Source organism: Faecalimonas umbilicata, from assembly GCF_042846195.1.
In the GTDB taxonomy this organism is placed as follows: Bacteria; Bacillota; Clostridia; order Lachnospirales; family Lachnospiraceae; genus Faecalimonas; species Faecalimonas umbilicata.
This window is the reverse complement of the sequence record NZ_AP031411.1, coordinates 367,283-386,718: the sequence shown is the minus strand read 5'-3', so window position 1 is coordinate 386,718 and position 19,436 is coordinate 367,283. Positions and strand designations below refer to the sequence as shown.

Below are 19,436 nucleotides of genomic sequence, written 5' to 3'. Positions count from 1 at the left end.
GTTCTACATTCCATCCCCTTGTATGATAGGAATCTCTCTTACTGTCCCATATTAAAATTAACAGTATCTTCCGCTTTTTTAAGCTCTTCCTCTAAATCTGCACCATTTGTAATATTTGTTGTCGCAACAGAGATTGCGTCTCTTGCTTCATGGAAATATGGTCCCGTAATAATAGAAGGAACTTTTGTTGAATAGTCAACTATTTTTTCAAACACTGCATCACCAGAGAAAAATTCATTCGGTACTGCATATGCATCAGAATCTCCTGCTGGTGTCCATGTAGAAATTGCTCCACAAGAGAGAATATTATCATATAACTCTGTACTTCCAGCAAATGTAGACGCAAGAAAATCTTCTGCTAACTCTACGTTTCCACAATTCCCTGAGATTGCCCAGGAAGAACCTCCAATATTTGAATAGTTTGTGGCACCCTTTACATTTGTAAGTTTTGGAATATTTGTAATAGCCCATTTTCCTGACTGATCCTCAGCTGTCTGAATTGTTCCCATAATCCAACACCCATTAATCACACCTGCAGCTTCACCGTTCAATATTGAGCCAGTGTATTCATCCCAGTTATTTATTTCCTGTAACACACCTGAATCTTTCATTTTACAATATGTATCAATTACCTTCTTTAAAGTGTCATTTTTTGCAATATTCGTTGTTCCATCTTCATTAAACAAAGATGCTCCTGCAGACTGTAACATCATCGTAAGCAAATCACATTCGCCTGCTAACGTTGTCAATAATGGTTTTCCTGTTTTTTCCAGTACTACTTTGCCTTTTTCACCCCACTCATCCCAAGTAATATCTGTAAAATCTTCTAAAGTCATTCCAGCTTCTTGCAAAATATCTGTACGATAACAAGCAATTGCTGCTCCGTTGTCAAAAGGCACTCCATAGTGTTTTCCATCTACAACAGAAAAATCTGTTTTACCAGAGGCAAATTCTGAAAAATCAATTTTCTCTTCAGAAATTTCTGTAAATATATCCGGATAAGATAATACATTTTTTTGGAATGCATGGTCTTGCATCAAAAAAATATCTGGCAATGTGCTTAGATCTCCTGATGTACCAGCCGTAGTAAGTCTAGACTGTACATCTACATCTCCAACTTCGACAATATCAATTTTCACATCTTGATGAGCTTCTTGATAAATTTTTGCAGCTTCTTCCATTGCAAAAATATTAAATGTTTTGTCCCAACACCATACTGTAATTGTATTATCGTCTTTTTTTGCCTCTTTATTGCTTTCACTTTGATTTCCGCATGCTGCAATACCCATTGCCATCGCAGCTGTCAATAAAATTGCCACTATTTTTTTTCTCATTTGTTATATTCTCCTTCTACCATGCTCCTCGATACCCTATTGTTACCGCACTATTCTGAGCTCCTGCTTCCATCGAATCTTGAACATTCAATCCATTCAAAATCCCATATAAAAATCCGGCAATAAAACTGTCGCCTGCACCCATTGTATCAACAACTTTACACTCTATGATTCCAAATCGATACCAAGAATTTCCATCATACCCAATGCTTCCATTTTTCCCCAATGTTGCAATAATGACTTTAGGTCCTTTTTGTTGCATTGCTTTCATGAATTCCTTTAATTGTTCCATACAATTTTCTTTTTCTTTTAAGCCCATGCTATGATATTTCTGTCTAAACTCATTGCGTGATTCCTCGTCAAAAGAGAAGAATGCATATGTCACATATGGAATCGCTTTCTCAACAATTGGATTTGCAAATTTATTTGCAAAATCAAATGCAACTGGAATTTCTTTCGAAATAAGTGGAAGCTCATCTTCAATCATTCCCCAAATTCCTGTAACCGCTAAATCATGTTTCTTTATAAAGGAAATGTCTTGTTCTCTTAGCTTAAAGTCTGCCAAAACACCTTCTTCATATTCTCCAAACACTCTATCTCCATCTACAATGTCAACATGTGAAACTGCGGTTTTTCCATCTAGCACTTGAATATGAGAAGTATCGACTCCTTTATTTTGAATTGCACTTATCATGATTTTTCCGAATGAATCAGTTCCAACAGCACCTGTATAAGAACTTTCTCCACCTAATCGTTTTATGTATACAGCAACATTCACTGGGTTTCCCCCTGGATAAGATTCATTCAATGAATCATAATAATCAATACAATTATCTCCTATTGCTGCTACTCTTATCTTTCTGTCCATTTTGCCACCTTAATAGTCCAGACGTCTGTAATATCTTCTGATTTCCATAGGATGGCAATTGACTTTTTCCATATGTGCATCAATTCTCTGTGTTACCGCATGCATCACTAAATGTGATATATATCCTCTGTACTCTGGACTAATTCCTTTTAATTCAAATTTCTTGGTATCAATAATATTGTATTTTCCACAAATGCGTGGCAAGAAGTTTGCAACGCGCTCGCTCAATGATCTCTGAGAATCTTCCCCAATAAATACTGTAACTGGTGTATCTTTGTCAATTACTTCTAACATTCCATGGAAAAATTCTGCACTGTGGATAGATTTTGTACGAATCCAATGCTGTTCTTCCCAATAGCACATTGCATAAGAATATGTGGCACCATACTGGTTCCCAGCCCCAACAAAATAATGAATTTTGTCGTCCTTATGACGATTTGCAAATTCTTCTCCGAAAGCATCTGCTTCCTTTTCAACTTCCACAAGTGCAGTTGCCAAATACTGATCCAACTCCTTGTATAAATCCTCATATTCTGGAAATTCTCCTGCATTGTACATAAATCTATCTGCTACCATATAAAATTTCAATTGTTCATTGGCAGGATATGTAATCACATAATCTACAAGTTTTGCAAGTTCTGCAGTAGCAACATCAATAAAACCAATCACCCTTGCTCCACTCTTCTGTGCTTTTTTTACTCCATCTACGATTTCAGAAGTTGTTCCTGTAACAGACGAAATAATTACAATAGTTCCTTCTCCAACTTTTTTATTTCCAGTTGTCAAATACTCTGCTGCGTTTTCAACAAAAAATGAAAGTTTTGATTTTTCTTTCATATGAACCTCTGCCTGGAGGCAAGATGCATATGTTCCACCGATACCGAGCCAACAAATATTCTTGTATCCTTCTTTACAAATTCCATCAATCAATTCATTAATTTGATTTCTCAGAGCAAGCGCTCCATTCACACTTTCAATCTGTTTCTGTTCATTAAATTTCAACATAGTGTTTTCCCCTTTCTCTTCCTTTGCATTGGCGACTATTTTTAAATTTAATATACCACTTTTTTTATTTTTTTCAATACTTCATGTAAAGAATATTGAATATTGTTGTATTTTTATAAATATAAATGCATTTATTTATACATAATGCATATATTTCTTTTATTCTGGTATGAAACACATTTCAAACTTACTATACCAGTTTTTATATTTATTTTTTATTTATTCATTTCTTTTTTCCTTTCCATTTGCTTTTTAAGAACTGACAACGTATAATTTGATTATAATTTACAAGTAAATTATAATATTAGGAGTTCTTATGAAAAAAAATTTATTAACTTTAGATGTTGCATTATCAAAAGAAATCAAATACATGCTAAAGGAAGAACACTATCTTCCAGGTGACAAACTGCCTTCGGAACGAAAGCTGGCAGAGCTGTTTCATGTACAACGCTTAACTGTTCGTGGAGCCTTGAATCTGTTACTTCAAGATAAAACAATTATCTCAAAACCACGAAGTGGTTATTACGTAGCGCCTAAACGCATTTTACAATCCATTCGTAATTTTTCCTTACATTCAGAGGAAGATAGCGGACAATTAACTTACGAATTATATGATTTCAAAAAAATAGAAGCAGATAACTATCTTGCAAGCGAAATGTTACTTCCTGAAAAATCGAAAATATACAAAATTGTTTGGCTTTATTCAGATGGTACTCAACTAATTTGTATCAATACAACTTATATTCCTGAATACATCTATCCAGATCTCACCCAACAAATTGCTGCTTCTGCTCCTGCAATTGATTTGATTACAAACAATTGTCAAATAACCTTGGCAAAATCGAATCAAAAAGTCACCTTACTTTACGCAGACATAAAGACTGCTCAAATTTTAAATATTCCTGTTGATAGCCCTTTAATGAAATACAAAGGGCTCATGTATGATAAACAAGGACATCTTGCAGTCTTTTTTGAAAATAATATGCTAATTGATCGTTTTGGTTTTATCAGGGAGGTAGTTTTATGAGCAATGATGATGTATTAGCCGCACAAATAAAATCTAGTATCATTACAAAAATTAAAACACAGGAATATCTTCCTGGGGAGTTGCTTCCTAGCGAACGGGATTTTGCAACAATGTATAGTGTAAGTCGGTATTTGATTCATGACATCTTTGACGAATTAATTAGCCAACATTACTTAATTCGCGTTCACGGAAAGGGAACTTTTGTCCGCAAACCCGAACAAAATCGAGTTGCTTTAGGAGTACTAAATGAATCAAAAAATGCCAGCTTTACCTCTTTAGTTCGTAACTTTGGTATTGAAATTTCCAATAAATGCTTAGGCACAGGTATAATCAAAAACAGAAAATACTTTGCAGATAAACTTGGACTTTCTGAAGAAGATGAAATATACGGTATTCATCGAATTCGTCTTGGAAACAAGGAACCTCTTGCAATTGAGTTTACCTATGTTCCTATTCATTTTTTTTCAGATATCGATAATTACAATTTTGAGCACATATCGCTTTATGATTATATGAAATCCAAAAATCATTTGCCTGTAAAATTTAATGAGACAATGGTGATGGTAGAAGCTGGCGAAAAACTTCAAAAGCACCTTCATCTTCCAAGTGCCACCTCTATCGTCAACTATATTGAATTCATAGGATACGATGAAAATGGGAATTTAGTTGAATATACAGAAAGTTATTCACGCCCTGATAAACTTGAAGTGCGCTTTGTCACAAATGATATCTAAATTCACTTTAATTTTACCGTTTAGTATGTGTATACACCATAAACAAAACAAGATAGAATATACACAAAATAATACTTTTGTTAGGGGCGGGGAAAATTGACCACCTAAAGCCGCTTAGAATTAACCATTTTTAGTCGAATAGAAAAGTCATTGTATTTTTCTCTTCGTGTTCTAAAATGATGTATGCCAATGCATCAGTAGAAATCACAATGGAAGAAAAACACAATGACTTAACTGAAATAATAGCACATGCCCTTAATGAAATGAAGAGGGAAATGGGAGAAAAATTTAATCCTGATAAAGTTAATCTCGCAGAATTAGAACGCAGGGCAGGAATTTCACGAGCCAAACTACGAAAAATAAAAAAATCTGGCTTTATTTCCGCTTTTACGTGCATTAGCAATAACTTGTTTATAAAATTCTACTTCTGTTTCTCCTTCAACAAATAGCACAAGGCATTTACTCATTCGCATCACACTCCAAATAATCATTCAAATTATTTTCCGAATCTGCCAATAATGAGAACAGATAATCTCCCATACTCATTTTAAACGACTCGGCATCTTGCTGTAGCAATTTCTGCCCTGACTTTTTAAACGTAAAGAACTCTGCAATTCCGGGTTCTCTGTTCATTCCAACATGTATCCACGAAGGCTCCAAATAGCTTACAATATATGGTGAATGACTTGTAATAATGATCTTACAATCATCAAGCAACTGGCTAATAATTCTTATATATGCCTGAAACAAACTAGGATGCACAGAATTTTCCGGTTCTTCTATTGCTATCAAAGACACGTTACTCGTTCCCGATAGAATGATTCTTGCCAAAATCATAAATACCCTTTTTGCTCCATCCGACATCATTTCAAACCCTATTGGATGGCTTAAATTCCTATCTTTAACGAATAAAACATGAATCGAATTTGCTATTATGAAAGGGGCATTCTCTGGTAATTTATCATTTTCACTGCCCTTTAACTTAAACTGTTTACAACAATATCTTCTATATCAGGAAACAACTGAGAATATACATCTTTAAGCAATTCAAATTTGTCTGGATATTTTTCCTTGAGCTGATAAATTACTCTTGGTAAATTTTCCGCATTAATCATCACATCTTCTAATCCTTTTCTTATAATAGGATCAGGCTGATAAAAACGCTTTGCATCTTCCACTTTAATTTTGGATGAACATCTTCCTGTTTCTGAACTTTTATAAAATGCCTCTTCTTGATTTCTTTTGATAAGCTTATTATACTTTTATCCCTTCCCATCATATCAATTTTATCTTCGATATTACTCTTAATATAAGTCAATCCAAAATCTATCGCCGACAAAACATTGGATTTTCCAAAATTGTTCAATGATACCAATGCAGTAATATTATCAAAATTAATCCTAACATTTGATAAATTTTTAAATCCATCAATCAATACTGCTTGTATTTTCATAATGATACTTCCTTTCTCCATTGGCATACTGTAATACCACCACCTTTCACTTTAAAACGCAATATTTTTTTCATTTTATCATATCATTCACTACAACGAACACATTCATCTTAATATACACGTCAAGCTGTCTGTGTTTAATTAGTCTTTTGCCCAATCCAGAGCATAAACCTACAATTCCCATCATCAGACAATTTGTTAATACCAACTCCAGTAAACAGCCGCTTCTTCTAAAGTCAAATTGTTCTTCCCCTAGATGGAAACCTCCTGCTTCGTAGGCACTTCCCCCTCTTCTTTTACGACAGGAAATTATTTACACAGATTCAGGAACGTTGTGTACCATAATCCTTCCTCATTTGTAAGAATAATGATTTACTTCTAACATTTCGTTAAACTTGTTATATATATCCTTCTACATAACGAATTGCTGAGAGGCATTTTTACAGGAATTTCTGAGAAATTTATAAAAGTTTTAGAATTTCTGATGTGCGATATAGAATAAAAAATAACCACCTACAACACTGATTACTTCCATTTTGATATTTAGATATTTCTAATAAAACAAAAAACAGCTGGGTGTACCAACTTTTTTGGTACACTCAACTGTATCTTTTATTACTAGTTTTCTTTTACACCATTCTTTTGCAGAGTCCTTCTCTTAGACTTTTAAAAAATTTGGTGTAAATGTGGTGTAGTAACCTGTTTTTCTGTTTAAAATATAGCTTAAAATTTCTTGCTCTTAGTACAGTTTTGCTCCAGCTGGAATCTTATCATCCAGGATCAGAACATTGAGTCCTTCTCTTCCTTCTACAAGGTGTGTAGCGGAGATAATCATACCGCAAGAATCAATTCCCATCATCTTACGTGGTGGAAGGTTTGTGATTGCAAGCAATGTCTTTCCTACTAAGAATTCTGGCTCATAGTAATCGTGGATACCACTTAAGATGACACGATCTTCGCCGCTTCCATCGTCTAATACAAATTTCAGAAGTTTTTTGCTCTTTGGAACTGCTTCACATTCTTTTACCTTTACCGCACGGAAATCTGATTTGCTGAATGTGTCAAAGTCTACCATATCTTTAAATAATGGTTCCACTTCTACATTAGAAAAGTCGATTTCTACCTTAGCCGGCTCAGCTGCAACCGGTGCTTCTACAGCTTTTGGAGCTGCTGTTGTTGACTGTGCAGCATTGTTTGCTTCGTTCTTAGCAGCGCCCTGTGACTTCATTGTCGGGAACAGGAGAACGTCTCTGATCGCTGCGGAATCTGTGAGAAGCATACACATTCTGTCAATTCCGAATCCGATACCACCTGTTGGCGGCATACCAATCTCCAGTGCATTCAGGAAGTCTTCGTCTGTTGTGTTCGCTTCCTCATCACCTTGTGCAAGCAACTCTTCCTGTGCTTTGAAACGTGCTCTCTGATCGATCGGATCGTTTAACTCTGAGTATGCGTTTGCCATTTCCCATCCATTCATGAAGAATTCGAAACGCTCTGTATATTCTGGATTCTCCGGTTTCTTCTTTGTCAGCGGAGAAATCTCGATCGGATGATCCATCACAAATGTAGGCTGGATTAAATGTTCTTCTACAAATGCCTCGAAGAACAGAGAAAGGATATCTCCCTTCTTATGGCGCTCTTCAAACTCTACTTTATGTTCTTTGGCGAGTTCTCTTGCTTCTTTGAGTGTAGTCACTTCGTTCCAGTCGATACCAGTGTATTTCTTCACCGCATCTACCATTGTAATTCTCTCAAACGGTTTTCCAAGATCCATCTCTACTCCACCGTAAGTAATCTTCGTTGTTCCAAGAACTTCCTGTGCCACAAAACGGTAAAGATTTTCTGTCAAATCCATCATTCCGTTGTAATCTGTATATGCCTGGTATAATTCCATCAATGTAAACTCTGGGTTGTGTCTTGTATCAAGTCCTTCGTTGCGGAATACTCGTCCAATCTCATAGACGCGTTCCATACCACCAACGATCAGTCTCTTCAAATATAATTCCAGGGAGATACGCAGTTTGAAATCTTCATTGAGTGCATTAAAATGTGTCTCAAATGGTCTTGCTGCTGCTCCTCCTGCATTAGAAACGAGGATTGGAGTTTCTACTTCCATGAATCCTTGTCCATCTAAGTATTTTCTGATCGCGCTGAGAATCTTAGAACGTTTGATAAATGTATCTTTGACGTCCGGATTCATGATCAGGTCTACATATCTCTGACGGTAACGTAAATCTGTATTGGTCAGACCGTGGAATTTCTCAGGAAGGATCTGAAGACTCTTCGATAACAATGTCACTTCCTGCGCATGGATAGAAATCTCTCCCATCTTTGTGCGGAACACATCTCCCTTGATTCCGACAATATCACCGATATCCATCTTTTTGAATGCTTTATAAGCTTCCTCTCCGATGTTATCTCTTGCGACATAAGACTGGATATTGCCCTGTAAATCCTGAACATTGCAGAAAGACGCTTTTCCCATCACACGTTTGGACATAATACGTCCTGCGATCGCTACGTCTTTTCCTTCCATCTCTTCAAAATGATCCTTGATATCCATGCTATGATGTGTCACATCATACTTTGTAATGACGAACGGGTCATTTCCACTTGCCTGCAGATCTGCCAGTTTCTCCCGGCGCACCTGTCTGAGCTGGTTTACGTCCTGCTCCTGTACCTTCTTCTGTTCAGCCACTTCTCTCACTCCTTAGTTTGCTCTTTCAATTTTTAACACTTTGTATTCCATAACGCCTGCCTGCGTCTCTACCTGGATCTCGTCTCCGACTTTCTTGCCAAGCAGTGCCTGTCCTACCGGAGATTCGTTGGAGATCTTACCCTGAAGGCTGTTTGCCTCTGTGGAACCTACGATCTTAAACTGAATTTCCTCGTCAAATTCCTTGTCATATACGAGTACAGAACATCCGATATTAATCTTATCGAAATCTACTTCATCCTCTACAACAACTTCTGCATTCTTTAAAATCTTCTCTATCTCTTCGATTCTTGCTTCGATATCTCTCTGTTCATCTTTTGCAGCATCGTACTCTGCATTCTCTGATAAATCGCCCTGCTCTCTTGCTTCTTTGATCTTTGCTGCAACTTCCTTACGTTTTACTACTTTGAGGTTTTCCAGCTCTTCTTCCAATGCCTTTAACCCTGCATAAGTAAGTATTGTTTTTTTGTCTGCCATTGCATATTACCTCCTTGTATGCTTATAACATTCCCCTATTATTTGTCAGCTTTTCAGCGAATATTTCCTGTAAAATAATTCTATTTTCACAATTTCAACATTATACATGTTTTTGCCTATAATGTCAATTTGTTTCCAAGTAATTGTTCCAATTCCTCGTAACTTTGCACTTGATTGATTTCTGCCCGCAAAGCCGCTGCTCCTTTTAATCCAGTCGTATACCATCCGACATGTTTCCGCATCTCCCGGATCCCGAGATAATCTCCTTTATACTCGATCTGAAGCCTTGCATGACGCAGCATAGTCTCCTTTAATTCTTCCAGCGATAGGCGTGGCGGAATCTTTCCGGTTCTATCATATTCTACTAACTCTCGAAAGATCCATGGATTTCCCTGTGCGCCTCTTCCTACCATTACTCCATCACATCCAGTCAGTTTCTGCATCCGCACAGCATCTTCTGCGGAAGTCACATCTCCATTTCCGATGACCGGGATGGATACTGCCTCTTTCACTTTCCTTATGATCTCCCAGTCTGCTTTTCCAGAATAGTACTGCTCTCTTGTCCGGCCATGCACTGCCACTGCAGCGCCCCCTGCCTCCTCGATCACCTTTGCGATTTCCACTGCATTAATGCAAGAATCATCAAATCCTTTCCGGATTTTAACAGTGACCGGCTTTTGGATCGCCTTCACTGTCTTGCTCACGATCTCATAGACAAGCTTTGGCTGTTTCATCAGCGCAGAACCTTCTCCATTTTTGACAATCTTAGGCACCGGGCATCCCATATTGATATCGAGGATCGCAAACGGAAGTTCTTCAATCTGCTTTGCAATCTCACTGATCGTATCCGGCTCAGAACCGAATAGCTGAAGAGAAACCGGTCGTTCTTCCTCGTGGATCCGAAGAAGGTCCTGTGTATTTTTATTCTTGTACTGGATTGCCTTCGCGCTGACCATCTCCATGCAGAGAAGTCCTGCCCCCTGCTCCTTGCAGAGCAAGCGAAAAGGCAGGTCGGTCACTCCTGCCATCGGTGCCAGTATATATGGATTCTCCAGCTCTACTGTCCCTATTTTCAATCTATTTTTGTGTATCATCTCTTTCCTTTCTGCTTTTTACTTCTTATTCTTCTCATACAGAATCCGAAGTCCGTCCAATGTCAGATTCTGATCATAGGCATCAAAAACGTCTGTCTCCGAGACAATGATCTTACCAAGGCCTCCGGTCGCAATGACTTTTACATTCTCCAATCCTGTTTCTTTTTTCATCTTTTGGACAATATACTCTGTCTGCCCGATATACCCATATACAAGTCCCGCCTGCATACTTGTAATTGTTTCCTGTCCCATGATCACTTCCGGCTTCTTGATCTCAATCTCTGGCAGCATCGCTGCCCCGCCCCAAAGAGCCCGTGCAGAGGTACGGATTCCCGTTGCAATGCATCCTCCCATAAAGGAACCATCCTCTGCGATCATATCATAGGTCGTCGCTGTCCCAAAATCGACGACGATCACCGGACCGCCATATTTTTCATATGCAGCAACTGCATCTACAATCCGATCCGGTCCCATGCGCGGATTATCCATCCCGATCTTAATTCCCGTCTCAATCTCTCTTGAGACTACAAGGGGATATACATCCAGATATTTAATAATCGCACTTGTCAGAGAGTGCATAATATCCGGCACGACAGAAGCAATGATGACTGCATCGATCTGCCGGATCTCAAACCCTTGGTGTTCAATCAGATCACACAGAGAAATCCCATATTCATCTGATGTTCTCGGAAGCTTTGTTGTCATTCTAAATTTCGCTTCCAGCTTTTCTTCCTTATATACACCCAGTGTAATATTTGTATTTCCAACATCTATAACCAATAACATTAAATTTCTTCTCCTAAGAAAAATACTTTATAGTAAAGCTCCAAAGATCTCAACAGTTCTTCTTTTGTTTGCTGTATCTCTTTGATCTTGAGCTTGCTTCCAATTTCATCAAACATTGGATCAAAATCCTCGGTCGTCACTTCAAAGCAAAGTGTTCCATCTTCTTCAAAGACGAGTGTGAGGATCCCCCCCACATCTTCTGTGTAAAGTACACACAGAATCTTCAATTCATCCTGAATTTCCTGCGGCAATGCCTCAAAATCCGGATTTAGATAATATTTTTTTTCATACGAGTTCGCCCCGCACAATACTACTTTCTCTTCGTACATGTTTTTGTTACTCCATTTTTCTAATTCATTTATGCTAATACGCATATCCGTAAATTCCGCGCACCGATACTTCCCCGGCATAAACCGTGCAAATCTCTCCCGCTTCATTTTCTACTAGCAGTTCTCCAGCTTCATTGATCCCCAGTGCTATGCCGTCCCAGTTTCCCTTTGGTTCCAGAACTGTCACTCTCCGTCCACAGTTTACTGACTGCTCATTGTATCTCTGCTGCACAAAACGAAGGCTCTGTTCTTTTTCAAACGCTTCATAAAGCGTCTCAAACCGCTGCATGATCTCTGCGATCAACTCAGATCTCTTTATGGAAACCTTGCCTTCTAGCAGAAGGGACGTCGCCTTCTCTCTAAGCTCTTCCGGAAATTCCTTCCGGTTTACATTTACTCCGACTCCGACAACCACATAGTCAATGTAATCAATCTCTGCGCTCATCTCTGTCAGAATCCCACAGATCTTCTTTCCGCCAATCACAAGATCATTTGGCCACTTAATCTTTACCTCAAGATCAGTCTTATCTCTTACTGCCTCCGCCGCGGCAATCGCCATCAAGATCGTCAGCATCGGCGCCTTGTCCGGAGCAAACTGCGGTCGCAGCAGCAAAGACATAAAAATCTCAGTTCCTTTTGGGGAATCCCAGCTTCTTCCTCTGCGTCCTTTTCCGGCACTCTGCCTGTCTGCCACAAAAAGTGTTCCATGCACAGCTCCCTGCCCGGCTGCCTGCTTTGCACGAATGTTCGTAGAGTCTGTCTCTGCATAATATTCTACACACTTTCCAATTGTCCGTGTCTCAATCCTGCTTTCCATCTCTTCTTTAGAAAGCACATCCGGGCTCTCTTGGAGTCGATATCCTTTGTTTCTCACCGCCTCGATCTCATATCCTTCTTCCTTCAGCTGTGAGATTACTTTCCAGATGGCAGTCCGGGACACTTGGAACCGTTCACACAGCTCCTGCCCGGAGACATGCCCACTGCTTTCCCGAAGCACTTTTAATATCTCTGCCTTCATGATCATGCTCCCAGAGTGGCAGCCATCACTGCCTTGATCGTATGCATACGATTCTCCGCCTCATCGAATACTTTCGACTGTGCAGACTCAAACACCTCGTCGGTGACTTCCATCTCTTTAATCTGGAAACGTTCTCCCATCTCTTTTCCGACCTCAGTCTCCCAATCGTGAAATGCCGGCAGACAGTGGAGAAAGATTGCCTGCTCTCCCGCATTTTTCATCACATCCATTGTCACCTTGTACGGGGTCAGATCACGGATTCGTTCTTCCCACACACTGTCTGGCTCTCCCATAGATACCCATACATCTGTATAAATAATATCTGCATCCTTAGTCCCTGCGCTGACATCTTTTGTCAGTGTGATCGTTGCGCCAGATTCCTCTGCAAATTTCCGGCATTCTTCCACAAGTGCCTGGTCCGGAAAGTATTTCTCCGGTGCACATGCCACAAAGTGCATTCCCATCTTCGCGCAGGCGATCATCAGAGAATTTCCCATATTATAGCGGGCATCCCCCATATACACAAGCTTTCTTCCCGCAAGATCTCCAAAGTGCTCCCGGATGGTTAACAGATCTGCCAGCATCTGTGTCGGATGATATTCATTCGTAAGCCCGTTCCAGACTGGAACGCCTGCATACTTTGCCAGTTCCTCAACGATTTCCTGTCCATATCCGCGGTATTCAATCCCATCAAACATTCTTCCAAGCACCCGTGCAGTATCCTTGATACTCTCCTTCTTCCCAATCTGTGACGCAGCCGGTTCCAGATAGGTCGTTCCCATTCCGAGATCGTGGGCAGCCACCTCAAAAGAACAGCGGGTTCTCGTACTTGTTTTTGCAAAAATCAGCGCTACATTTTTCCCGCGCAAAGTTTTAGTCAAGATACCCTGCTTTTTCTTTTCCTTCAGTTCTGCGGCCAGATCAAGAAAATATGTAATCTCTTCTGCGGTAAAATCTTTTAATGTTAAAAAATGACGTCCTTTTAAATTCATACTATTCTTCCTTTCCCATCGCAAGGAGCAGTTCCGTAAAATATGGAACAGCCTCTTTGTTGTCTTTCTTTTCATATTTTTCTTTCATAAGATCAAATAATTCTTCCACGGTATAGATCCGGTACTTTGGGACATGCAGATATTTTGCGCTCGCCTCCAACATTGCAAGATACAACTCTGCTTCCTTTGTGCGCAGCGGAAGCTTCAGCCAGAATGCAATCTCCCTGCGGTCATGCTCTGTCAGGCCCTCAAACTTCTTTTCATAATACCACTCTTCTTTCGTTTGTTCAATATAGTAAATCGTACCCGCAAGTCCGTAGATTACTCGTTTGGCATCATAATATCCAATCTTCATATTCTGCCTGCTTCGCTTTTCCTGAAATTCAATAATACTCCCAAGCTTCACCCTTGGTGCAATCTCATAGACTGTCACATCGTCAGGTAAATATACCCTTGGCTCTCTTCCCGGACCAAAAATCCGCACTTCGATAATATTCTGATACCCGCGCTCAACAAGTGTTCCAAGCGGTACATTGTTGATCACGCCCCCGTCCATATACTTCTTCCCATGCAGTTCTTCGTTTTTAAACCCAATCAGATAAGCGCTCGCCAGAAGAAAATCCTCCAGCAGTCCTTCCGGAATATCTTCGATTCCAAGCTCCAGCTCCTTCATATCTGACAAAGAAAATGTAAGCAGATAAAATGCAATTTTTGACTGTCTGATTTTCTCTTCATCCACCATTTCATGGATCAGTTCCCTCAGCGGTGTAACATCCACTCCCCCATTTTTTATCACAGTGAGCACTTCATGGATTGCTTCGTGGAGCGGAAGTTTTCTGTCAAACAATTCCTGCATGATCTGGTCATCTACATCCATGACTCTTGAAAAAGTGATCTTCTCCCAGATTTTCTCCGCTCGCTCCAGATCCCCCATGCAGACAAGTGCACCGTTTAAAGCTCCGACCGATGTGCCTGCCACTGCACTGATCTTGACACCGGCCTCCCGCATCGCCTTCCACGCTCCAATTTGATATGCTCCTCTGGCGCCTCCACCGTCAAATACAATTCCATATGTTTTCTCAAGATCTATCACCGGTTTCACAAAATCCCCTCCTGTCAGGTGGAAAGCGAAGGGGCCGCCGCAAAATCCTTTGCAGCAGCCGCCTTCCTCTTATGACTTTCCTCTTTTATTTCTTTATTGTTCTTTCTCTGTCTTTGCAATCTCTGTCACAGACTTCACAAGTCCTGCGATTCCCTGAATCTCAGAAGGAATAATAATCTTCGTCGCTCTTCCATTAGATGCCTTTTCAAATGCCTCAAGACTCTTCATCGTCAGAACTGCCTCATCTGCTCCTGCCTCTTTCAAGAAACGGATACCGTCTGCATTGGCTTTCTGCACCTTGAGGATCGCCTCTGCCTCACCTTCTGCTTCACGAATCATCTTCTCTTTCTCTGCTTCCGCTCTAAGGATCGCAGCCTGCTTCTCTGCCTCTGCATCAAGGATTGCAGACTCCTTGTTACCTTCTGCCACAAGGATTGTAGACTTCTTCTCACCTTCTGCCTTCAGAATCGCTTCACGTCTCTCACGCTCTGCCTTCATCTGCTTCTCCATAGCATCACGGATCGCAGCCGGAGGAATGATATTCTTTAACTCTACACGATTGACTTTAATGCCCCAAGGGTCTGTTGCAACATCGAGGGATGCCCGCATCTTCGTATTGATTGTCTCTCTGGAGGTAAGTGTCTCGTCTAATTCCAAATCACCGATGATATTACGAAGGGTTGTCGCGGTCAGATTCTCGATCGCCATGATCGGATTCGCCACCCCATAGCAGAATAACTTTGGATCTGTAATCTGATAAAACACAACTGTGTCAATCTGCATTGTAACGTTATCCTTTGTGATCACCGGTTGTGGCGCAAAATCTACTACCTGCTCTTTTAAGTCCACTTTTCTTGCTACCTTCTCGATGATCGGCACTTTGACATGGAATCCTACTCCCCATGTTGTCTTATAAGCACCCAGTCTTTCGATTACCATCGCTTGTGCCTGCGGCACAATCTTAATACACGAAATCAGAAGCCCTACAATAATGATAAGAAAAACAATTCCAAGCACCATCGTCATGATGCTTCCTGTTGCGTAATACATAGAAAGTCCCCCTTTCAACGATCCGTCTCTCTTTTAGACAGAATCTATTGTGTTATTTATTTTCCTTATCTTACTATAATTTTCTTCCAAATACAATAGTCAGATACAAAAAAGATACCGTCTGAATTTCGGTATCTTTTTTGTAAGAAGTGCAGAATTTTCTGCCACTCTTATTTCCTCTCTTCCTTTTAATAACGTACTGGCTTTTCCGTAAAAACCGATACTCCTCTATCTCCCTCTTCTTGACTTTTCTTCTGCAAGGATCGCTGCGCCCAGCGCCCCCGCATACCTTCCATCTGCAGTCGACTCCACGTTCTTTCCAATCTGCTCAGAAAGGCGTCTTGTAAAATATGCGCTGTGACTCAGTCCTCCTGTCAGGATGACACGGTCTGTCATTGCCTTTCGCATAGCAAGCTGCGCTACCTTCGTCACAACAGAGTCCACAACACCTGCTGCGATATCCTCCCTGCTTCTGCCTTCTCCAATATAATTGATAACTTCTGATTCCGCAAAAACAGTACAGAGAGAACTGATTGGGAGCACGGTTCCCTTTTCTGCCAGATCAAAAAGTTCCTGCAGTGTCACACCAAGCCTGTTTGCCATGATTTCCAAAAACTTTCCAGTTCCTGCTGAGCACTTATCATTCATCAGAAAATCCTGTACCATTCCGTTCTCGATCAGTATGACTTTCGTGTCCTGACCTCCGACATCAATGACCGTACAGTCTCCTCCCGCCAATTCTCTTCCGCCCCTTGCATGGCAGGTGATCTCCGTGATCACATAGTCGGCAAAATCTACTGCGATCCGGCCATACCCGGTCGCAACGACTTTCGTCTCATCTCCCAGAACATCCACATCATTTTCCTTTAACTTCTCTTTGATCGTCTGTGTTGTTTCCTTGCTGCTCCACCCCGTAGGAAGCACAAACTGCATATCGGATGTCCCTCTTACTACTACCTTCGATGCGGTGGAGCCAATATCAATCCCTACATAATTCACGTTTCTTACCTCTTCTGACATGTTACAGCATCTCCAGGAATGCTGTGATTCTTGTATTGAGCTGACCGATGTCTGCCTGAGAATAGTCTGTCTCTACATTAATATAAGGAATTCCCTTCTTCTCATTGACAAAACGGCGGATTCCCAGTGTCTCCACATTATATGTATGACATGCCTGAAGTGTCATCTCTACAACTCCGTCTACTTTGTACTCATCGATCAGACGATCTAACAATTCCAGTCTGTTTGGGTTCGGTGTCATTACAGAACATCCGATATCAATGTATCTTCTCGCAAGTGCATCGTATACATCCGGATTCTCCTCATCAACCAGCTTATCGATAGATTTTGCACCACTGCAGTTCTCGTAAGTCACAACGACACCGCCATTCTCTTCGATTGCTTTGATCACCTTCTCGCTTGCTCCCCCTACCGGACATCCAGTCAAAAGGATTCTAGGTCTCTTGTTTAACATCTTTCCTTCTGCATATTCTCTCTCGATTTTTTCAACAATTCCGTCCACCTCTGCCGGGATCGCTGTTCTGTCGAATTTGAAGCCACTTCCATAGAGTACCTTAAACTGATCCATACCTGTGATCGGCGCCGGATCATGTTTCATCACTTCATAAAATCTCTTTAAAGACTTGCGGACCTTATTTTCTTCATGAATTGCCTTGCGGATATCGTCCTCCGTGATCGTCACTTCAAATTTCTTCTCTAAATATTCTTTGAAACGGATGATTTCGCTCTTCCACAATTTCAGTGCTTCCTCACTCTGTGTGTTCGGCAGTTCCATCAGAAATACATCTTTAAACTCTGACATATATTCATACATCTTCTTTTTTCCATCACAAGTCGTCTCTCCGACAACTACATCTGAAAAATAGAAAAACGGACATTTATCCGCTTTCGCAAATCCATAGCTGGATTTGATCAGCGGACATAAGTTTTTCGGAAGATCTTTCTCTGCCTCTGTAATCGTCTCATCTGATGTAGAACATAATCCAACTGTCGCTGCTCCCATAGCCGTTGCGATTTCCTTTGGAAAATATGTACAATATGCTCCGACTACCGGGATTCCCTTATCTTTTAATTGCTTCATAGCAAGAAATGAGTTTTTGCGCTGCTCGGCAAACTCTTCAAATACTTCTGGTAATTCTTTAATCACTTCCATGTTAGTTTTCCTCCATATTTCGACCTTTACTTATGATGATATAGTCGTTTTAAAACGAAGTCAAATTGCTATTTTTTATAATATTATAGATACTTCCTATAAGATTATCTGCGAAATCTATGACTTATAAAAAATGTCTGGAATCCTGCGTTTTCGATGTTTTCACATCTCCTGCAGAACTCCAGACATTTTTTTACTCCCCTATTTTCTTTTTTAGTGGAACCAGTGATTTCCGATCAGCTGTCCGTAATCACCATTTCCAAAATAAAGTGCCTCCCCGATCGGATTGGCTCCTGCGAGGGCATCTGCCGCTGCCTGATAGCAACTTGCCGTTGTCCGCCCGTCGGCAAGTACCGCATCCAGCTTGCCGGTAATTGCCGGTCCAAACTGTCCGCTCTGATAAATGACCTCTGTAATTGAGTTCGGGAAAATGCCGCTTCTTACACGGTTCATAACAACAGCCCCTACTGCAACCTGACCTTCATACGGCTCTCCCCCGGCCTCACAGAAGATCAACGCTGCAAGCAATGCCTGCTCCCCGCTGGTGGCAGCTGTCACTGCTTGCTGGGAAGCCTGTGCTTCTTGTGCCTGCTGCTGCGCCTGCGCTGCTGCCGCCTCTTCCTCTGCTTTCTTTTTTGCTTCCTCTGCTTTTCTTGCCTCTTCCGCCGCCTGCGCTGCCGCTCTTTGTTCTTCTTCAATCTGCGCTAACGTTTTCGCTGGTTCAGACTCCCTTGTCCGGACAATTGCTCCATTGTCTTCCATCGGCTTTTCTACAACCGGACACACCTGATCTGCCCTTCTGACTGCATCCGTTCCAAATGCAAGGGAATCGCTCTTCACATATCCGTTCACCTCATCTGCGGAAACTCTTGTCCATACAACCCCTTTTTCTTCCACATCTACAATTGTGTTGTGGTATAGTTTTCCAACAACTTCGCTTCCTTCTTCTCCCGCAAGCAGTACATCAGTCTCCCCATCCACGTTGGATACTGCCTTTTGGTGCCATTCCTGCGTGGATACTGCAACTGCTGCGACCTCCGGTATTTGCTCCAGCGCTGATGCCAATGCCGATGAAATTGTTTGTGTTTTCTCTATACTGTCAGTCTGCCGAGTTTCAGTTGATGCCACAGATATACTTCCGTCCATTCCTGCAGCTGTGAGCACACAAACCGCAGACAAAACTACTGCCAGCATCCTCTTATTCTCTTTTCTCATACTTTTCCTCCTGATTTTGCAATAAAACGAATTAAAAGTTAATTATATTATACTCTTTTAATT

The 19,436-nt window shown here is 40.7% G+C and carries 20 protein-coding genes; 3 read left to right on the top strand and 17 right to left on the bottom strand.

Annotated elements, in window-relative coordinates; translation table 11 throughout:
- Positions 1-38 precede the first annotated feature (38 nt).
- From ACGG81_RS01895 to ACGG81_RS01885, 3 genes are read right to left on the bottom strand one after another with little or no spacing between them, the layout of a single operon-like run.
- Complete coding sequence (locus ACGG81_RS01895) at positions 39-1,334, bottom strand: ABC transporter substrate-binding protein (protein ID WP_117578127.1); 1,296 nt, start codon at positions 1,332-1,334, stop codon at positions 39-41.
- A 16-nt stretch (positions 1,335-1,350) separates the two neighbouring features.
- The gene (locus ACGG81_RS01890) at positions 1,351-2,202 is read right to left on the bottom strand and encodes a PfkB family carbohydrate kinase (RefSeq protein ID WP_336304545.1); all 852 of its coding nucleotides are present in this window, start codon (positions 2,200-2,202) and stop codon (positions 1,351-1,353) included.
- A 9-nt stretch (positions 2,203-2,211) separates the two neighbouring features.
- The gene (locus ACGG81_RS01885) at positions 2,212-3,207 is read right to left on the bottom strand and encodes an SIS domain-containing protein (RefSeq protein ID WP_117578123.1); all 996 of its coding nucleotides are present in this window, start codon (positions 3,205-3,207) and stop codon (positions 2,212-2,214) included.
- A 316-nt stretch (positions 3,208-3,523) separates the two neighbouring features.
- Here ACGG81_RS01885 and ACGG81_RS01880 point away from each other — a divergent pair, with 316 nt between their 5' ends.
- The 3 genes from ACGG81_RS01880 to ACGG81_RS01870 all read left to right on the top strand — a co-directional run bounded on the left by ACGG81_RS01880 (position 3,524) and on the right by ACGG81_RS01870 (position 5,417).
- Positions 3,524-4,234: a GntR family transcriptional regulator gene (locus ACGG81_RS01880; RefSeq protein ID WP_117578121.1), complete on the top strand. Its 711-nt coding sequence runs from the start codon at positions 3,524-3,526 to the stop codon at positions 4,232-4,234.
- Positions 4,231-4,968 carry a GntR family transcriptional regulator gene (locus tag ACGG81_RS01875; RefSeq protein ID WP_022066792.1) on the top strand — a complete coding sequence of 246 codons (738 nt, stop codon included), beginning with the start codon at positions 4,231-4,233 and terminating at the stop codon, positions 4,966-4,968. Before ACGG81_RS01880 ends, ACGG81_RS01875 begins: the two co-directional genes overlap by 4 nt.
- Positions 4,969-5,177: 209 nt before the next feature.
- Positions 5,178-5,417, top strand: a complete 240-nt coding sequence (locus ACGG81_RS01870; protein ID WP_390109208.1) for a hypothetical protein — start codon at positions 5,178-5,180, stop codon at positions 5,415-5,417.
- 10 nt (positions 5,418-5,427) lie between these two features.
- Here the strand turns inward: ACGG81_RS01870 and ACGG81_RS01865 are convergent, their stop codons facing one another.
- The 14 genes from ACGG81_RS01865 to ACGG81_RS01800 all read right to left on the bottom strand — a co-directional run bounded on the left by ACGG81_RS01865 (position 5,428) and on the right by ACGG81_RS01800 (position 19,373).
- Positions 5,428-5,805, bottom strand: coding sequence for an AAA family ATPase (locus tag ACGG81_RS01865; RefSeq protein ID WP_334304240.1), 378 nt, complete (start codon positions 5,803-5,805; stop codon positions 5,428-5,430).
- Between the two features lie 298 nt (positions 5,806-6,103).
- Positions 6,104-6,421 carry an AAA family ATPase gene (locus ACGG81_RS01860; RefSeq protein ID WP_390109205.1) on the bottom strand — a complete coding sequence of 106 codons (318 nt, stop codon included), beginning with the start codon at positions 6,419-6,421 and terminating at the stop codon, positions 6,104-6,106.
- A gap of 739 nt (positions 6,422-7,160) precedes the next feature.
- Positions 7,161-9,119, bottom strand: coding sequence for a lysine--tRNA ligase (gene lysS / locus ACGG81_RS01855; protein ID WP_016439608.1), 1,959 nt, complete (start codon positions 9,117-9,119; stop codon positions 7,161-7,163).
- Positions 9,120-9,131: 12 nt separating this feature from the next.
- A complete protein-coding gene (greA, locus tag ACGG81_RS01850) occupies positions 9,132-9,614 on the bottom strand; it encodes a transcription elongation factor GreA (RefSeq protein ID WP_008976886.1) in 483 nt (160 codons plus the stop codon).
- Positions 9,615-9,730: 116 nt separating this feature from the next.
- Complete coding sequence (gene dusB, locus ACGG81_RS01845; protein WP_016439607.1) at positions 9,731-10,708, bottom strand: tRNA dihydrouridine synthase DusB; 978 nt, start codon at positions 10,706-10,708, stop codon at positions 9,731-9,733.
- 18 nt (positions 10,709-10,726) lie between these two features.
- On the bottom strand, positions 10,727-11,494 hold the full coding sequence (locus ACGG81_RS01840; RefSeq protein ID WP_008976888.1) for a type III pantothenate kinase: 768 nt from the start codon (positions 11,492-11,494) through the stop codon (positions 10,727-10,729).
- Entirely contained in the window at positions 11,494-11,823 is a 330-nt protein-coding gene (locus ACGG81_RS01835; RefSeq protein WP_008976889.1) for a DUF6145 family protein, read from the bottom strand. The genes ACGG81_RS01840 and ACGG81_RS01835 overlap by 1 nt, the downstream gene beginning before the upstream one ends.
- Positions 11,824-11,857: 34 nt before the next feature.
- Positions 11,858-12,841 (bottom strand): biotin--[acetyl-CoA-carboxylase] ligase, encoded by a 984-nt coding sequence (locus ACGG81_RS01830; RefSeq protein ID WP_336304543.1) that lies wholly within the window; start codon positions 12,839-12,841, stop codon positions 11,858-11,860.
- A gap of 2 nt (positions 12,842-12,843) precedes the next feature.
- The gene (gene argF / locus ACGG81_RS01825; protein ID WP_270196704.1) at positions 12,844-13,833 is read right to left on the bottom strand and encodes an ornithine carbamoyltransferase; all 990 of its coding nucleotides are present in this window, start codon (positions 13,831-13,833) and stop codon (positions 12,844-12,846) included.
- A gap of 1 nt (position 13,834) precedes the next feature.
- Positions 13,835-14,935 carry a patatin-like phospholipase family protein gene (locus tag ACGG81_RS01820; RefSeq protein WP_120106162.1) on the bottom strand — a complete coding sequence of 367 codons (1,101 nt, stop codon included), beginning with the start codon at positions 14,933-14,935 and terminating at the stop codon, positions 13,835-13,837.
- Between the two features lie 93 nt (positions 14,936-15,028).
- The gene (locus ACGG81_RS01815; RefSeq protein WP_008976893.1) at positions 15,029-15,985 is read right to left on the bottom strand and encodes an SPFH domain-containing protein; all 957 of its coding nucleotides are present in this window, start codon (positions 15,983-15,985) and stop codon (positions 15,029-15,031) included.
- A gap of 228 nt (positions 15,986-16,213) precedes the next feature.
- Positions 16,214-17,005 carry an acyl-CoA dehydratase activase gene (locus tag ACGG81_RS01810; protein WP_008976894.1) on the bottom strand — a complete coding sequence of 264 codons (792 nt, stop codon included), beginning with the start codon at positions 17,003-17,005 and terminating at the stop codon, positions 16,214-16,216.
- A gap of 1 nt (position 17,006) precedes the next feature.
- Entirely contained in the window at positions 17,007-18,158 is a 1,152-nt protein-coding gene (locus ACGG81_RS01805; protein WP_008976895.1) for a double-cubane-cluster-containing anaerobic reductase, read from the bottom strand.
- 213 nt (positions 18,159-18,371) lie between these two features.
- Positions 18,372-19,373: a cell wall hydrolase gene (locus ACGG81_RS01800; protein WP_009263264.1), complete on the bottom strand. Its 1,002-nt coding sequence runs from the start codon at positions 19,371-19,373 to the stop codon at positions 18,372-18,374.
- Positions 19,374-19,436: the final 63 nt, after the last annotated feature.

Excerpts from the sequence above, each read along its gene's own strand:
- ACGG81_RS01895 (WP_117578127.1), bottom strand. The coding sequence starts at position 1,334 with ATGAGAAAAAAAATAGTGGCAATTTTATTGACAGCTGCGATGGCAATG.
- ACGG81_RS01890 (WP_336304545.1), bottom strand. The coding sequence starts at position 2,202 with ATGGACAGAAAGATAAGAGTAGCAGCAATAGGAGATAATTGTATTGAT.
- ACGG81_RS01885 (WP_117578123.1), bottom strand. The coding sequence starts at position 3,207 with ATGTTGAAATTTAATGAACAGAAACAGATTGAAAGTGTGAATGGAGCG.
- ACGG81_RS01880 (WP_117578121.1), top strand. The coding sequence starts at position 3,524 with ATGAAAAAAAATTTATTAACTTTAGATGTTGCATTATCAAAAGAAATC.
- ACGG81_RS01875 (WP_022066792.1), top strand. The coding sequence starts at position 4,231 with ATGAGCAATGATGATGTATTAGCCGCACAAATAAAATCTAGTATCATT.
- ACGG81_RS01870 (WP_390109208.1), top strand. The coding sequence starts at position 5,178 with ATGGAAGAAAAACACAATGACTTAACTGAAATAATAGCACATGCCCTT.
- ACGG81_RS01865 (WP_334304240.1), bottom strand. The coding sequence starts at position 5,805 with ATGATTTTGGCAAGAATCATTCTATCGGGAACGAGTAACGTGTCTTTG.
- ACGG81_RS01860 (WP_390109205.1), bottom strand. The coding sequence starts at position 6,421 with ATGAAAATACAAGCAGTATTGATTGATGGATTTAAAAATTTATCAAAT.
- greA (WP_008976886.1), bottom strand. The coding sequence starts at position 9,614 with ATGGCAGACAAAAAAACAATACTTACTTATGCAGGGTTAAAGGCATTG.
- dusB (WP_016439607.1), bottom strand. The coding sequence starts at position 10,708 with ATGATACACAAAAATAGATTGAAAATAGGGACAGTAGAGCTGGAGAAT.
- ACGG81_RS01840 (WP_008976888.1), bottom strand. The coding sequence starts at position 11,494 with ATGTTATTGGTTATAGATGTTGGAAATACAAATATTACACTGGGTGTA.
- ACGG81_RS01835 (WP_008976889.1), bottom strand. The coding sequence starts at position 11,823 with ATGTACGAAGAGAAAGTAGTATTGTGCGGGGCGAACTCGTATGAAAAA.
- ACGG81_RS01830 (WP_336304543.1), bottom strand. The coding sequence starts at position 12,841 with ATGAAGGCAGAGATATTAAAAGTGCTTCGGGAAAGCAGTGGGCATGTC.
- argF (WP_270196704.1), bottom strand. The coding sequence starts at position 13,833 with ATGAATTTAAAAGGACGTCATTTTTTAACATTAAAAGATTTTACCGCA.
- ACGG81_RS01815 (WP_008976893.1), bottom strand. The coding sequence starts at position 15,985 with ATGTATTACGCAACAGGAAGCATCATGACGATGGTGCTTGGAATTGTT.
- ACGG81_RS01810 (WP_008976894.1), bottom strand. The coding sequence starts at position 17,005 with ATGTCAGAAGAGGTAAGAAACGTGAATTATGTAGGGATTGATATTGGC.
- ACGG81_RS01805 (WP_008976895.1), bottom strand. The coding sequence starts at position 18,158 with ATGGAAGTGATTAAAGAATTACCAGAAGTATTTGAAGAGTTTGCCGAG.
- ACGG81_RS01800 (WP_009263264.1), bottom strand. The coding sequence starts at position 19,373 with ATGAGAAAAGAGAATAAGAGGATGCTGGCAGTAGTTTTGTCTGCGGTT.